This window comes from Janthinobacterium leeuwenhoeki (assembly GCF_051380795.1).
Classification (GTDB): Bacteria; Pseudomonadota; Gammaproteobacteria; order Burkholderiales; family Burkholderiaceae_D; genus Janthinobacterium.
In genome coordinates, this window is the sequence record NZ_JBNYXT010000006.1 from 220,968 (window position 1) to 234,533 (window position 13,566).

At 61.5% G+C, this 13,566-nt stretch carries 13 protein-coding genes; 4 read left to right on the forward strand and 9 right to left on the reverse strand.

Annotation, left to right across the window (positions count from 1 at the left end; genetic code table 11):
- Positions 1-55: 55 nt before the first annotated feature.
- Positions 56-1,000 (reverse strand): GlxA family transcriptional regulator, encoded by a 945-nt coding sequence (locus ACQ4WS_RS08155; RefSeq protein ID WP_128141651.1) that lies wholly within the window; start codon positions 998-1,000, stop codon positions 56-58.
- A 131-nt stretch (positions 1,001-1,131) separates the two neighbouring features.
- Here ACQ4WS_RS08155 and ACQ4WS_RS08160 point away from each other — a divergent pair, with 131 nt between their 5' ends.
- The 3 genes from ACQ4WS_RS08160 (at position 1,132) to ACQ4WS_RS08170 (ending at position 2,908) form a co-directional block, all read left to right on the forward strand.
- Positions 1,132-1,566: a MarR family winged helix-turn-helix transcriptional regulator gene (locus ACQ4WS_RS08160; RefSeq protein ID WP_436475233.1), complete on the forward strand. Its 435-nt coding sequence runs from the start codon at positions 1,132-1,134 to the stop codon at positions 1,564-1,566.
- A gap of 58 nt (positions 1,567-1,624) precedes the next feature.
- Positions 1,625-1,909 carry a hypothetical protein gene (locus ACQ4WS_RS08165; protein ID WP_436475235.1) on the forward strand — a complete coding sequence of 95 codons (285 nt, stop codon included), beginning with the start codon at positions 1,625-1,627 and terminating at the stop codon, positions 1,907-1,909.
- A gap of 153 nt (positions 1,910-2,062) precedes the next feature.
- On the forward strand, positions 2,063-2,908 hold the full coding sequence (locus tag ACQ4WS_RS08170; protein ID WP_436475237.1) for an HDOD domain-containing protein: 846 nt from the start codon (positions 2,063-2,065) through the stop codon (positions 2,906-2,908).
- Between the two features lie 193 nt (positions 2,909-3,101).
- On the opposite strand, the gene ACQ4WS_RS08175 is transcribed toward ACQ4WS_RS08170, so the two are convergent.
- The 8 genes from ACQ4WS_RS08175 to queA form a co-directional block, all read right to left on the reverse strand.
- Positions 3,102-3,728, reverse strand: coding sequence for a glutathione S-transferase family protein (locus ACQ4WS_RS08175; RefSeq protein WP_436475239.1), 627 nt, complete (start codon positions 3,726-3,728; stop codon positions 3,102-3,104).
- Between the two features lie 74 nt (positions 3,729-3,802).
- Positions 3,803-4,504, reverse strand: a complete 702-nt coding sequence (locus ACQ4WS_RS08180; RefSeq protein ID WP_436475241.1) for a helix-turn-helix transcriptional regulator — start codon at positions 4,502-4,504, stop codon at positions 3,803-3,805.
- Positions 4,501-5,250, reverse strand: a complete 750-nt coding sequence (locus ACQ4WS_RS08185; RefSeq protein WP_436475242.1) for a hypothetical protein — start codon at positions 5,248-5,250, stop codon at positions 4,501-4,503. Before ACQ4WS_RS08185 ends, ACQ4WS_RS08180 begins: the two co-directional genes overlap by 4 nt.
- A gap of 74 nt (positions 5,251-5,324) precedes the next feature.
- The gene (secF, locus tag ACQ4WS_RS08190; protein ID WP_436475243.1) at positions 5,325-6,347 is read right to left on the reverse strand and encodes a protein translocase subunit SecF; all 1,023 of its coding nucleotides are present in this window, start codon (positions 6,345-6,347) and stop codon (positions 5,325-5,327) included.
- A gap of 90 nt (positions 6,348-6,437) precedes the next feature.
- Positions 6,438-8,303 (reverse strand): protein translocase subunit SecD, encoded by a 1,866-nt coding sequence (gene secD / locus ACQ4WS_RS08195; RefSeq protein WP_436475245.1) that lies wholly within the window; start codon positions 8,301-8,303, stop codon positions 6,438-6,440.
- A 95-nt stretch (positions 8,304-8,398) separates the two neighbouring features.
- Entirely contained in the window at positions 8,399-8,731 is a 333-nt protein-coding gene (gene yajC, locus ACQ4WS_RS08200; RefSeq protein ID WP_436475246.1) for a preprotein translocase subunit YajC, read from the reverse strand.
- Positions 8,732-8,927: 196 nt separating this feature from the next.
- Positions 8,928-10,067, reverse strand: coding sequence for a tRNA guanosine(34) transglycosylase Tgt (gene tgt, locus ACQ4WS_RS08205; RefSeq protein ID WP_071075171.1), 1,140 nt, complete (start codon positions 10,065-10,067; stop codon positions 8,928-8,930).
- Between the two features lie 2 nt (positions 10,068-10,069).
- Positions 10,070-11,125, reverse strand: a complete 1,056-nt coding sequence (gene queA, locus ACQ4WS_RS08210) for a tRNA preQ1(34) S-adenosylmethionine ribosyltransferase-isomerase QueA (RefSeq protein WP_436475248.1) — start codon at positions 11,123-11,125, stop codon at positions 10,070-10,072.
- A gap of 176 nt (positions 11,126-11,301) precedes the next feature.
- Between queA and recG the strand changes: the two genes are divergently transcribed.
- Positions 11,302-13,404, forward strand: a complete 2,103-nt coding sequence (gene recG / locus ACQ4WS_RS08215; protein ID WP_436475250.1) for an ATP-dependent DNA helicase RecG — start codon at positions 11,302-11,304, stop codon at positions 13,402-13,404.
- Positions 13,405-13,566: the final 162 nt, after the last annotated feature.

Below are 13,566 nucleotides of genomic sequence, written 5' to 3' on the forward strand. Positions count from 1 at the left end.
CTTTTGAATCTGCGACAAGGATTTTCACAATTCATCACAGCTGCCTGGATGCTGGCTAAACCGGCGGCATCAGCTTGCGCTGTCGCTCTTCGCGTGGGGTATTGCCAAACAGGGTGCCAAAGGCCGTGGAAAAGTGCGAGCCGGAAGAAAAGCCGCACATCAGGCCAACTTGCACGATGGAATAATGTGTATCAAGCAATAGTTGCCTGGAGCGCTGCAATCGCAGCTCCAGGTAATAACGCGATGGCAGGCTACCCAGGTATTGCTTGAACAGGCGCTCGAGCTGGCGCCGTGACAAACCCACCAGGCTGGCGATGTCGTCCGTCGACAGCGGCTCTTCGATATTGGCTTCCATCAAGGTCACCGCCTCGGACAATTTCGGCTGCAGCACGCCGAAACGCGCCTGCAAGGCCACGCGCTGGCGCTCTTCCTTGCCGCGCACCTTGTCCACGCACAGCGCCTCCTTGACGAGCGCCTGCACGTCGGCGCCAAAGATGGTCTCGATCAGGGTCAGCGAAAAGTCGATGCTGGCCGCGCCGCCGCAGCAGGTGATGTGCGGGCCGTCGATGTCGAACAGGTGCGGGGTCAAAATGGCCCGTTCTGCCTTCGCTTCCGCATCCGCGTACAGGGCCCACGGCAAGGCGATGCGCACGCCATCCATGACGCCCGCGTCGGCCAGCCACAGCACGGCCGCGCCCACGCCGCCCCAGAATGGCGCCGAGCGGCAGCGCTCGATCACGGCCCGGCACAGCTCGGCGCGCAGCGGCGCCTCCGTTTCGTCGGCCACCAGCAGCGCGATATGCCAGTTGCCGCCCTGCGCGGCCACCTGTTCCGGCGTGCGCACGTCCAGTTGCAGGGCGTCCGGCCCCAGTGCCCGCGCGCACAGGCGCAGCGGCTGCACCAGGCCGGCCCAGGTGATCGACTCGGCATCGCCGGCATGCACCAGCAGCAAACGCAGCGGTTTGTCGAGGCCGATACGGGAAAGATTAGCGAAGGACATCGGCGAGGCGGGCCTGGGGCAAGGGCTGAGTTGCGCACATGATACCGGACTTCCGCCCCATCGAGCCCCTCATGCAAGGGCGCATGCTGGCGCGGCGGAAAAAAGCGGAGCGGAAGGATATAATCACTCCCATGGGTGAACGATATTTAAAAAGTATCCGGCTGCTGGCCGAATGCATGCAAGGCTTCGAGCGGTTTTCTAGCGACTTTGTGCGCCAGTACGGCTTGACGCATGCGCAATTCGACATCATTGCCACGCTCGGCAACACCTGCGGCATGTCCTACAAGGAACTGGGGCAGAAAACCCTGATTACCAAAGGTACCTTGACGGGCGTGGTGGACCGGCTGGAACAAAAGGGGTTGGTGATACGCGAACGTTGTCCACGTGACAAGCGTTCCTATTACGTGCGCCTGAGCTGCGAGGGCGAACAGGTGTTCCATGACGTGTTCCCCAAGCTGACAAAGCAGGGCCAGCACCTGTTCGACGGCTATACCGAAGACGATTTCATGCGGCTGGAAACCACCCTGACAGGATTGAAACACGCCATCGCCAACGGCCACGGCTGAGCATTCACCAAGCACAGACATTCAAACAATACATTCAAACAAGACAAAGGAAACCAAGTTGAAAACCTCATTGCTCGAAGGCAAAAAAGCCGCTCATTTCGATAAACACATCATCGGTAACCTGCTGCTCAACGCCAGCACGCCGGAACTGGTGCGCCAGGAAAAACTGATCATCGGCGTGCGCAACGAAGACGGCGAAATCTACCGCCTGATCGGTGCGACCAAGCACAACAGCTTCATGAACGCGGTCGAGGAATTGTTCGACCTGGGCTTGACGGATGAGCTGGAAGACAGCGACGAGCTGGTTGAAGGCTGCGACGCGATCTTCAGCGAAGCTGACTGATAGCGCTCGCATTATCAAAAAGGGGCATGCCGCCTACACTGCGGCATGTCTTTTTCCGTTTACAGGGCATTTGCTTGCCTGTTGCTCAGCTGTATGCGAAAAGATCACGCTTAAAAAGTTCCGCACGGAAATATTGCGAGTATAATTTTTTCAATGAACAGACTCGACGCCTTTAAAAGCATCGCCGCACAAGCCGCTCGTGGCGAGCTGACCTTTCCTGCCAATGTGGACGCTTCGCTCAAGCTGCAAGAGGCGCTGGCCGATCCCGACTGCCATATCGAGGCCGCCGCCAAGCTGGTGCAGGCCGACCCGCTGCTGGCCGCGCGCACGGTGGCCATCGCCAATTCCGCAGCGTTCAACCGCTCCGGCAATGAAATCACCAGCGTGCGCAACGCCGTGCAGCGGCTCGGCGTGCGTACATTGCAGTCGGTGGTGGCATCGCTGATCGTGCGCCAGCTGGGCAGCACCATCACCGATCCGGTGCTGCAAGCGAAGGCCAACCAGCTGTGGGAGCATACGGCTCACGTGGCAGCCCTGTCGCAGGTCCTGGCCCGCCGCGTCACCAAGGTCGACCCTGATACGGCCCTGTTTGCCGGCATCATGCATGAGGTGGGCGGGTTTTATCTGCTGTCGCGCGCGGCCGAATTCCCCGGCATCCTCGACGGCGAGCCGGAAGACTGGGTAGAACATGGCGAACAAGCCATCGGCCATGGCGTATTGACCAAACTGAAGGTGCCGGAAGCGGTGATGGGCGCCATCGCTGCGCTGTGGGAAGGCTTGCGCGCCATCCCGCCCGAATCGCTGGGCGACACCCTGCTGCTGGCGAATGACCTGGCGCCGGTGGCTTCGCCCCTCAACGAAAGCCCGGCCGCCATCGCCGTGCGCGCCGCCCGCGCCGCCGGCAGCATCGATTGCGTGATCGGCGATGCGACCCTATCGAGCATCATGGAAGAATCGGACGATGAAGTGCAGTCGCTGCTGAAGGTGCTCGTGCATTGATGTATTCCACGCGCAAAATGCAAGCGCTCACTATCAACAACAGATGCCAGTAACACAGGACAAAAAGCGCCAGACAAAAAAAACCCGCTCGAAAGCGGGTAAAGTCCAAAGCTAGGGATGTCCTGAAAGAGACAGCCCTATCTTATGCGGTGCGCCGCGCTGGCTCCGTGCGCTGACACACTTAGCGCGCAGATTATCCCGGCAACAGCTCCACTTCCGTCTCCTGCCAGGCGCGCAACTGCCGCACGCGGGCAAACCACGCCTGGATATGCTGGTACTGCGCCAGCGGCAGCCGCACCGCCTCGCTGTACATCAGCGGCGCGGCCACGGCGAAATCGGCCAGGGTCACATCGTCTCCGCTGAGCCAGCTGCGCTGCGCCAGATGCGCGTCCAGCACCACGGCGCATGCATGCAGCTCGTGCTCGCCGCGCGCCTCTTCCAGCGGATCCGCCGGCCCATTGCCCGTCATGCCTTTCCACGCGCGTTCCCAGGCCAGCACGCCGATGGCCGGCGCAAAGTGCTGCGCCGCCCAGAACAACCAGCGGTTGACGTCGGCGCGCGCTTGCGGCGCCGAAGGATAGATCGTCTGGCCCGGCACTTGCTCGGCCAGGTATTGCATGATGGCGCACGATTCCCACAGCAGGAAAGCGCCATCGGCCAGCACGGGCACCTTGCCGTTTGGATTGAGCTCGGCCAGGCGGCGGCGGTCATCCGCATTCATCAGGTCGACTTCCGCCAGTTCCAGAGGCAGGCCGAGGTGGATCGCCGTCATCAGCGCGCGGCGGGCATTCGAGGACATGGGGTGGTGATACAGGCGCATGATAGATAGCTCCGGTGAGTGAAGAAGTCACCATCGTAGTCGCCCTCACTGACAGTTTTTGTCAGGAGCGAATCTCAGGATTCCGGGTCAATATCGTGCGCCTTGCGCCAGGTATCCAACAGCACATGGCGGAGCGTGGGATAGCGCTCCTCATGCCGCTGCACGCTGGCGATGCGGTCGATGCGGAAATGCCGGTAATCGCCGCGCAGCTCGCACCAGGCGGCCAGCAAGCGCTTAGCGTCAAAAAAGGCCAGGGCAAACGGCCATACCGTGCGCGAGGTGACGCTGCCATGCTCATCCTGGTAAGCCAGGGTAAGCTTCTGTTCATAACGGATGGCCTCGCGCACCGGCTGCACGTAAAGGTCGGCCGGCTGCGTACCCTCGGCGGGGCGCCCCAGCGGCACCCACAAGCTGGTCTCGGCCATGCTGTCGCGCAGGTCGCGCGGCGAGGCGGCCGCAATCTTCGCCAGGGCATTGCTGGCCGCCTGCGCCAGACCCGCATCGCCTTGCCGGCGCACCCAGCGCGCGCCCAGCACCAGCGCCTCCAGTTCATCGGCGCCGAACATCAGCGGCGGCAAGAAGGCGCCGCGGCGCAGCACATAGCCGATGCCGGCCTCGCCCTGCAGGGGCGCGCCCAGTTCGGCCAGGGTCTGGATATCACGGTAAATCGTGCGTTCGGAGACACCCAGCTGCTGCGCCAGCTGGGCCGCCGTCACCGGTACCCGCCTGGCGCGCATGGCGTCCATCAACAGGAATAGACGACCGCTGCGGCTCATGGACAGGCCTGCAAAGCCTGGTCGCCCATGACCAGCGCCGACAGGGCCGGCACGTACAGATAGCCGTCAGGCGCCAGGCGCGCCGCGCGCGTGCCCTCTTTCACGCCGGCAATGCCGTAGCAGCGCTGCAGCCGGGCGGCGGCGGGCCACCAGTAGACGGCCGCCTCCTGGTCGGGAAAACGCTGGCGCACGCTATCGGCCTGCGCCGCCACTTGCCGGAAATCGCGATAGAAGGCGGGGGCAATGCCCAGCTCGGCGGCAAACGCCGCTTCCAGCGCCGCCGTGTCGGCCAATTGTGCCGCCAGCGCCGCTGTTTCACGGTCCAGCTCATCGGCCACCACGCCCACCTCGATAAGGCTGCGGCGCATGTGCGCCGGACCAGCCTGCGCGCGCAGGAAAGCCGATTCCTGCAGCGCCAGCACGGCGCCACCGGGTATGCTTTTGTAGCGAGCGGCCGGGAACACATACAGGGCGCAGCTGCCCGCGCACACCGTGTCGACGGCGAGGCGCCACTGCTGCTGGCGCAGATAGCGGCCCAGCTGCATGGCTGCCTGCGGATCGCCACCGTCGCTATTCACGCGCAACAGCGCGGTGCCGGGCGCGGCCAGCAGCCGCAGCTTGTCCACGTCGCCTTCGGCAATCGGGCCGCGCATGGCGATGCTGTCACTGCCAGTGCGGCTGAAATCGGCGGCGCCGGCCGACGCCGTCACGCCCGCCATTACACCTACGCATAAAAAACGCTTCATCGTCATCCACCACAAAAAAAACGACCACCGCAAACGGTGATCGTTCTTCATTCAACCTGCAAAAAGCCCTGCGCTTACACCACGGCGCCGTCGGTTTCGTCTTTTTCCTTGACCGGCTTGATCAAGTCTTCGCGCTTGACGCCCAGCCACATGGCGATCGAGGCCGCGACGAACACGGACGAGTAAATACCGAAGCAGATACCGATGGTCAGCGCCAGTGCGAAATGGTGCAGGGTCTGGCCGCCGAAGATCAGCATCGACAGCACCATCATCTGGGTGGAACCGTGGGTGATGATGGTACGCGAAATGGTGCTGGTGATCGCGCTGTCGATCACTTCATGCACGGTCGCCTTGCGCTGCTTGCGGAAGTTTTCGCGGATACGGTCAAAAATCACCACCGATTCGTTGACCGAGTAGCCCAGCACCGCCAGGATCGCCGCCAGTACCGTCAGCGAAAATTCCCACTGGAAGAAGGCGAAGAAGCCCAGGATGATCACCACGTCATGCAAGTTGGCGATAATGGCAGAGACAGCGTACTTCCACTCGAAGCGGATGGCCAGATAGATCATCACGCCGATAATCACCATCACCAGCGCGTTCAAGCCGTTCTGCGTCAGTTCGTCGCCCACTTGCGGGCCGACGAATTCGACTTTCTGCAAGACAACTGCCTCGTTGCCGGCCGTGTCCATGCACGCGCTCTTGAGCACATGCTCACCCTTTGCAGTGACGGTATCGATATCTTTGGTCGTGCCTTGCTCGGCCTTGCACAGGGCGTCAAACACGCGCTGCGACGTGTTCGCGGCGCTGACGCCCTTTTCCACCGGCAGGCGGATCATCACGTCGCGCGCCGTATCAAAGCTGGTCACGCCCGGTTCTTCATAGCCCATGCCGATCAGGGTGCCGCGTATGCCTTCGAGATTGGCCGCCTTGGGGTATTTCACCTCCATCAGGGTGCCGCCCTTGAATTCCACGGACAGGTGCAAGCCCTTGTGGAACAGGAAGAAGACGGCGGCAAGGAAGGTCACGGCCGAAATCACGTTGAAAATCAACGCATGGCGCATGAAGGGAATATCTTTTTTGATCCGGAAAAATTCCATGAAATCCTCTGAGTTCTATTCTGTGCGTCCGGCGGCTGTGCCACCGGACGCTATCGCTGTTGACGCTATTGGGTGAGTCGGGGCCGTGGCTTATTTGCTGATGCCCGGCACCCACACCGTGCCGATCGACAAGGTCGTCAGCTTTTTCTTGCGGCCATACCAGAGGTTGACCACGCCGCGCGAGACGAACACGGAGGAGAACATCGAGGTCAGAATACCCAGGCAATGCACGACAGCGAAGCCGCGCACGGGACCGCTGCCGAAGGCCAGCAACGCCAGGCCGACGATCAGGGTGGTCACGTTCGAGTCGAGAATCGTGGCCCAGGCGCGGTCGAAACCGGCAGCGATCGCCGCTTGCGGCGTATTGCCGGCGCGCAGCTCTTCGCGGATACGTTCATTGATCAGCACGTTGGCGTCAATCGCCATACCCAGCGCCAGCGCGATCGCGGCGATACCCGGCAAAGTCAGGGTCACCTGTATCATCGACAGCAAAGCGATCAGCAACAGCAGGTTGGCGGCCAGCGCCAGCACGCTGAAGGCGCCGAACAGCATGTAGTAGGCGATCATGAAGATGGCGATGGCGATGAAGCCGTACAAGGTCGAGTGGAAGCCCTTGGCGATGTTTTCCGCACCCAGTTGCGGTCCGATCGTGCGTTCCTCGATGACGGTCATCGGTGCGGACAGGGCACCCGAGCGCAGCAGCAGCGCCAGTTCATTCGCGTTTTCGGCGCCGCCCATGCCGGTGATCTGGAAGCGCGAACCGAGTTCCTGCTGAATGGTCGCAACCGACAACACTTCCGGCTTGCCTTTTTCAAACAGCACGATGGCCATGCGCTTGCCCACGCGTTCGCGCGTCGCTTCGCGCATCTTGCGTCCGCCGTCGCCGTTCAAGTCGATCGACACGGCCGCTTGCTGGTTCTGGTCGAAGCTGGCTGTGGCGCTGGAAATATAGTCGCCCGTCAGGATCACGTCTTTCGCCAGCACGACAGGGACGCCCTTGCCGACAGTGAACAGTTCCGAGTTGAATGGGATGGCGCTCGACAGTTCGGTGCCAGGCACGATGCTTTCATCGACCAGGCGCACTTCCAGGGTTGCCGTGCGGCCGATGATGGCTTTCGCGCGGGCCACGTCCTGCACGCCAGGCAATTGCACCACGATGCGGTCAGGGCCTTGCTGCTGAATCAGCGGCTCGGCTACGCCCAGCTCGTTGACGCGCTTGGACAAGGTGGAGATATTTTGTTTCACACCTTCATCGACGGTCGCCTTCAGGGCCGCCGGTTTCAGGGTGATGTTCAGTTTCAAATCGCTGCCTTCGCCCGCATCGGCGAACGCCAGTTCCGTCATCTGGTCGGACAGGACATTCTTGGCCTTCAGGCGCGTTTCAGCGTCGCGGAAGTTGATCTGCACGCTGTCGCCCACGCGCTCGATGCCGGCGTGGCGGATATTCTTGTCACGCAACACGCTACGCGCGGCGGACTGGACGCCCTGGACTTTCTTGTTCAGTACGGCTTTCGCATCGACCTGCATCAGGAAGTGCACACCACCGCGCAAATCCAGGCCCAGGTACATGGGCAAGGCATGCAATTTCTGCATCCACATCGGCGTATTGGCTTGCAGATTGACCGTCACGATGTACGCGGGATCGCTGGCATCGGGGTTCAGGTCCTTTTCCAGCACCAGTTTTGCCTTGAACTGGGTATCGGGATCGGCGAAACGCGCGCGCACGGAGGCGAGATTGCCGGCGCCATCCATGGTGACACCTTCCGACTTGACGTTCTCTTTCGTCAATATTTGCTCGACTTGCGTCATCAGCTCGCCCGTCACTTTGACAGTCGACTTGCCGCTGGTTACTTGCAGCGCCGGTGACTCACCGAAATAATTGGGCGCCGTATAGAGTGCGCCCAGCAATAAGGCGACGACGATGATGATGTATTTCCAGGCAGGATAGCGATTCATAGTGATTCAGCGTTCAGTGTTGAGCGTCGGAGGCGTCGCGAAGGGCGGCGGGTAGCCGCCCCGGTCATCATTGCCGAAGCAATGACAGCGAGGAATTACAGTGCCTTCAGGGTGCCTTTAGGCAGCAAGGTGGTAATGGAGCTCTTTTGCACCGTGACTTCGGTGCCGCTCGCCACTTCGATGGTGACGTAAGCGTCCACTACCTTGACAACACGGCCCAGCATGCCGCCGGCGGTGACGACTTCGTCACCCTTGGCCAGCGCATCCATCATCGCCCGTTGTTCTTTGGCGCGTTTTTGCTGTGGGCGGATCATCAGGAAATACATGACCACGAACATCAATACCAGCGGCAGGAAGCTGGTCAGGTTGCCGCCGAGGCCCAGGGCTCCGGTTGGGTCTTGCGCATAAGCGTTGGAAATGAAAAACACGGTGACTCCAGTTCTAATCAGTTTGAAAAAACAGCGCTGTATTCTAGCATTGGCAAAAGGCCATCCCCGGAATTGCAGGCATGGCAACTTCAATTGGGGCTAAAAAAGCATTATGCAATGCTTTATCGCCCCAGTCCAAGCACCAATCTCGAAAACATCGGCTCAGGGCCTCGCGGCCCATGAACCTAAGCATTTCTTAAGTTCCCCGTGCGCGTTCCGCATGGAATTGCAGGGTAAACGCATGGAAACGGTCTTCGTCCAGCGCTTCACGCATCTGGCGCATCAAGTCCAGGTAGTAATGCAGGTTGTGGATGGTATTCAGACGTGCGCCGAGGATTTCCTTGGAGCGGTGCAAATGGTGCAGGTAGGCGCGCGAGAAATTGCGGCAGGCATAGCAGCTGCAGGTCTCGTCCAGCGGTGCCTGGTCTTCCTTGTACTTGGCGTTCTTGATCTTGATATCGCCAAAACGGGTAAACAGCCAGCCATTGCGGGCGTTACGCGTCGGCATGACGCAATCGAACATGTCGATGCCGTTCGACACACCGGCCACCAGGTCTTCCGGCGTACCCACACCCATCAGGTAATGCGGCTTGTTGGCCGGCAGGCGCGGGCCCACGTGGGCCAGCATGCGCATCATGTCTTCCTTCGGCTCGCCCACGGACAGGCCGCCGATGGCGATGCCGGGGAAATCGATCTCTTCCAGCTTGGCCAGGGACTCGTCGCGCAGCATTTCGAACATGCCGCCCTGGACGATGCCAAACAGCGCATTCGGGTTTTCACCACGGTGGAACTCGTCCTTCGAGCGCTGCGCCCAGCGCAAGGACATGCGCATGGACTTGGCCGCTTCCTCGATGGTGGCCGGACGGCCTTCGATTTCGTACGGCGTGCATTCGTCGAACTGCATGACGATGTCGGAATTCAGGACGCGCTGCACCTGCATCGACACTTCCGGCGAGAGGAACAATTTATCGCCGTTGATGGGCGAATTGAAATGCACGCCCTCTTCCGTGATCTTGCGCATGGCGCCCAGCGAAAACACCTGGAAACCACCGGAATCGGTCAAAATCGGCTTGTTCCAGCCCATGAAACCGTGCAAGCCGCCGAATTTTTCCATGACGGTGTTGCCTGGACGCAACCACAAGTGAAAGGTGTTGCCCAAAATGATCTGCGCGTCGATCTCGTTGAGTTCCAGCGGCGACATCGCCTTGACAGTGCCGTAAGTGCCCACTGGCATGAAGATCGGCGTCTGCACGACGCCATGGTTGAGTTTCAAGGTGCCGCGGCGTGCCTTGGTCAGGCCGCTCGTGTCGGTCTTGAGTAGTGTAAATTCCAGCATGGTCAGTCTTTCACGGGAGTATCAAGGTTCAGCGCAGCGCGCGATTGCGTGGTGAGCAGCATCGCGTCGCCATAGCTGAAGAAACGGTAGTTCTGCGCGATCGCATGCGCGTAGGCGCTGCGGATCGGCGCATAGCCGGCAAAAGCCGACACCAGCATCAGCAGGGTCGACTTCGGCAAATGGAAGTTGGTAATCAGGCGCGTCACCGTTTTGAAGGCATAGCCGGGCGTGATGAACAGGGCCGTATCGGCGCTGCCCGCCACCAGCTGGCCGCTTTGCGAGGCCGATTCCAGCGCGCGCAAGCTGGTCGTGCCGACGGCGACCACGTCGCGCCCGGCAAGTTGCGCGGCGCGCACGGCGTCGACGGTGTCCTGCGGCATGGTGTACCACTCGGTATGCATCTTGTGTTCGGCCAGCACCTCCGTGCGCACGGGCTGGAAGGTGCCCGCGCCCACGTGCAGGGTCACATAGGCAAAGTTGACGCCCTTGGCCTTCAGTTGATCAAGCAGGGCCTGATCGAAATGCAAGCCGGCCGTTGGCGCGGCGACAGCACCCGGCACCCTGTTGAAGACAGTCTGGTAGCGCGTTTCGTCGAATGCGTCCGCATCGTGCTCGATGTAGGGCGGCAGCGGCAAACGGCCATGCGCCTCGATCAGCTCGAACACGTCGGCTTCGAAATGCAGGGTAAAGAATTCACCGGCGCGCTGGCCCACCGTGACGTCAAACGCGTCTGCCAGGCGGATGCGGCAACCGGGCGGCGGCGACTTCGACGCGCGCACCTGGGCCAGCACGGTACGCTCATCGAGCACGCGCTCGACCAGCGCCTCGATCTTGCCGCCGCTTTCCTTGACGCCAAAGAAACGCGCTTTCAACACGCGCGTATCGTTCATCACCAGCAGGTCGCCCGCTTGCAACAGCCCGACGATGTCAGCGAACTGGCGGTCGACCAGGGTATCGCCGTCCAGATGCAACAGGCGCGAGGCGCTGCGCTCGGCCAACGGAGTTTGCGCAATGTTTTCTTGCGGCAAATTAAAATCGAAATCGGAAAGCGAATACATGCGTTTTGCTTCAAAAGTACGTCAAAAATGATTAGGAGTGCGCAATGGAACATCTGGCACTATACTGTGCGCCTATACAGGCATTACAATAATCCGCCGCAATACTATGACTGCGGTACGCACAGGGTGTGCCGGACAACCCTCTATTTTACGCTAGCGGCACCAAAACCTTGCATATGTCCGATCCAAAGCCTGATCTTCCTCCCGCAGCCAAGCTGCCCACGAAGCCGAAAGCCGCCAAAAAAGTGGTCAGCACGGAAAGCCGGCTGGCCAAACTGGGCCTGCGCACGGATATGGATCTGGTGCTGCACCTGCCGATGCGCTACGAGGACGAGACCCGTGTCTACACCATCCGCGACGCCTGCCTGCGCGGTGGCGAGTCTTGGCAAGTCGAGGGCATCGTCACCAAGTGCGAAGTCAATTTCAAGCCGCGCAAGCAATTGCTGGTGACGATCGCCGACGAAACGGGCAATTTGCTGCTGCGTTTCATGAATTTCTATGGCAGCCAGGTCAAGCAACTGGCCGAAGGCACGCGGGTACGCGCGCGCGCCGAACTCAAACACGGTTTTTTCGGCGCCGAGATGGTGCACCCGACGTATAAAGTGGTCAACGAGGGCGCACCGCTGCCCACGGCCCTGACGCCCGTCTACCCGTCCGGCGAAGGCCTGTCGCAGCACGTCCTGCGGCGCGAAATCGCCGATGCCATGCGCCGCATCGACTGGCAGGATACCTTGCCTGACGATTTGTTGCGCCAGATGCAGCTGTCGCCGTTCCGTGCCGCCGTACACCTGCTGCACTACCCACCGCAGGAGATCGATGAAAGCGCGCTGATGGACCGCTCGCACCCGGCCTGGGTGCGCATGAAGTTCGATGAGCTGCTGGCGCAGCAGCTGTCGCTGAAACGCGCCCAGCGCGCACGCCGCTCGAAAGGCGCCGCCTCCTTGCCCATCGTCGGCACCCTGTCGCATGCCTTTGGCGCCGCCCTGCCCTTCAAGCTGACGGGCGCGCAGGCCCGCGTGCTCGAGGAAATCCGCGCCGACCTGCACCAGCCGTATCCGATGCAGCGCTTGCTGCAAGGGGACGTCGGCAGCGGCAAGACGGTGGTGGCGGCGTTGTCGGCAACGCAAGCCATCGACAGCGGCTACCAGGCCGCGCTGATGGCACCCACGGAGATCCTGGCCGAACAGCACTTCCGCAAGATCGCCGCCTGGATGGAGCCGCTGGGCGTGAAGGTCGCCTGGCTGACGGGCAGCCTGAAGAAAAAGGAAAAGACGGCGGCGCTGGCCTTGATCGAATCGGGTGAAGCGCAGCTGGTGATCGGCACGCATGCGCTGATCCAGGATAACGTGCTGTTTGCCAAACTGGGACTGGTGATCGTCGACGAGCAGCACCGCTTCGGCGTGGGCCAGCGCCTGACCCTGCGCAACAAGGGCGACAGCGCGGCCGTGCCGCACCAGTTGATGATGTCGGCCACGCCCATCCCGCGCACCCTGGCCATGACGTATTACGCCGACCTGGAAGTGTCGGTGATCGACGAGCTGCCGCCGGGACGCAGCCCCATCGTCACGCGCGCCATCGACCAGAACCGGCGCGACGAAGTCATCGCCCGCGTGTACGCGGCCGCCTTGGAGGGCCGGCAGGTGTACTGGGTCTGTCCGCTGATCGAGGAATCGGAAGCGCTGCAGTTGCAGACGGCCACCGACACCTACATGATGCTGGCCGAAGCCCTGCCAGCGCTGCAGGTGGGCCTCGTGCACGGCCGTTTGAAGCCGGCGGAAAAGCAGGAAGTGATGGATGCTTTCATCGCCGGCGATATCCATGTGCTGGTGGCCACCACCGTCATCGAGGTAGGCGTCGACGTGCCGAACGCCTCGCTGATGGTGATCGAGCATGCCGAGCGTTTTGGCCTGTCGCAGCTGCACCAGTTGCGCGGCCGCGTGGGTCGCGGCACGGCGGCCAGCGTTTGCCTGCTGCTGTACCAAGGCCCCTTGGGCGGCGTGGCGCGCCAGCGCCTGATGACCATGCGCGAAACGACGGACGGTTTTGAAATTGCCCGCCGCGACCTGGAAATCCGCGGCCCCGGGGAGTTCCTCGGCGCGCGCCAGTCCGGCCAGGCCATGCTGCGCTTCGCCGACCTGGAAACGGATCAATGGTTGGTCGACCAGGCGCGCGACGTGGCGCACGATTTGCTGCACGCCACCACGGCGGCCGCCGCCGCTACCGTGGAAGCGCACCTGGCGCGCTGGCTGGGTGGGAAAGAAGAATTTTTGAAGGTGTAAATCTGGTATTGCATGCTTCAGGGTGTTGTCGGATTACGCGCTGTGCGCTAATCCGACCTTGTATTATTCCCTTCATGCCGTTCGTGATATTGCGAACGGTATCGACCGCTGTCAAAATCTTGGTAGGCATATCAAGACCGGGTAACTGGATGCCGTATCCGC

Excerpts from the sequence above, each read along its gene's own strand:
- ACQ4WS_RS08155 (WP_128141651.1), bottom strand. The coding sequence starts at position 1,000 with ATGTCCTTCGCTAATCTTTCCCGTATCGGCCTCGACAAACCGCTGCGT.
- ACQ4WS_RS08160 (WP_436475233.1), top strand. The coding sequence starts at position 1,132 with ATGGGTGAACGATATTTAAAAAGTATCCGGCTGCTGGCCGAATGCATG.
- ACQ4WS_RS08170 (WP_436475237.1), top strand. The coding sequence starts at position 2,063 with ATGAACAGACTCGACGCCTTTAAAAGCATCGCCGCACAAGCCGCTCGT.
- ACQ4WS_RS08175 (WP_436475239.1), bottom strand. The coding sequence starts at position 3,728 with ATGCGCCTGTATCACCACCCCATGTCCTCGAATGCCCGCCGCGCGCTG.
- ACQ4WS_RS08180 (WP_436475241.1), bottom strand. The coding sequence starts at position 4,504 with ATGAGCCGCAGCGGTCGTCTATTCCTGTTGATGGACGCCATGCGCGCC.
- ACQ4WS_RS08185 (WP_436475242.1), bottom strand. The coding sequence starts at position 5,250 with ATGAAGCGTTTTTTATGCGTAGGTGTAATGGCGGGCGTGACGGCGTCG.
- secF (WP_436475243.1), bottom strand. The coding sequence starts at position 6,347 with ATGGAATTTTTCCGGATCAAAAAAGATATTCCCTTCATGCGCCATGCG.
- secD (WP_436475245.1), bottom strand. The coding sequence starts at position 8,303 with ATGAATCGCTATCCTGCCTGGAAATACATCATCATCGTCGTCGCCTTA.
- tgt (WP_071075171.1), bottom strand. The coding sequence starts at position 10,067 with ATGCTGGAATTTACACTACTCAAGACCGACACGAGCGGCCTGACCAAG.
- queA (WP_436475248.1), bottom strand. The coding sequence starts at position 11,125 with ATGTATTCGCTTTCCGATTTCGATTTTAATTTGCCGCAAGAAAACATT.
- recG (WP_436475250.1), top strand. The coding sequence starts at position 11,302 with ATGTCCGATCCAAAGCCTGATCTTCCTCCCGCAGCCAAGCTGCCCACG.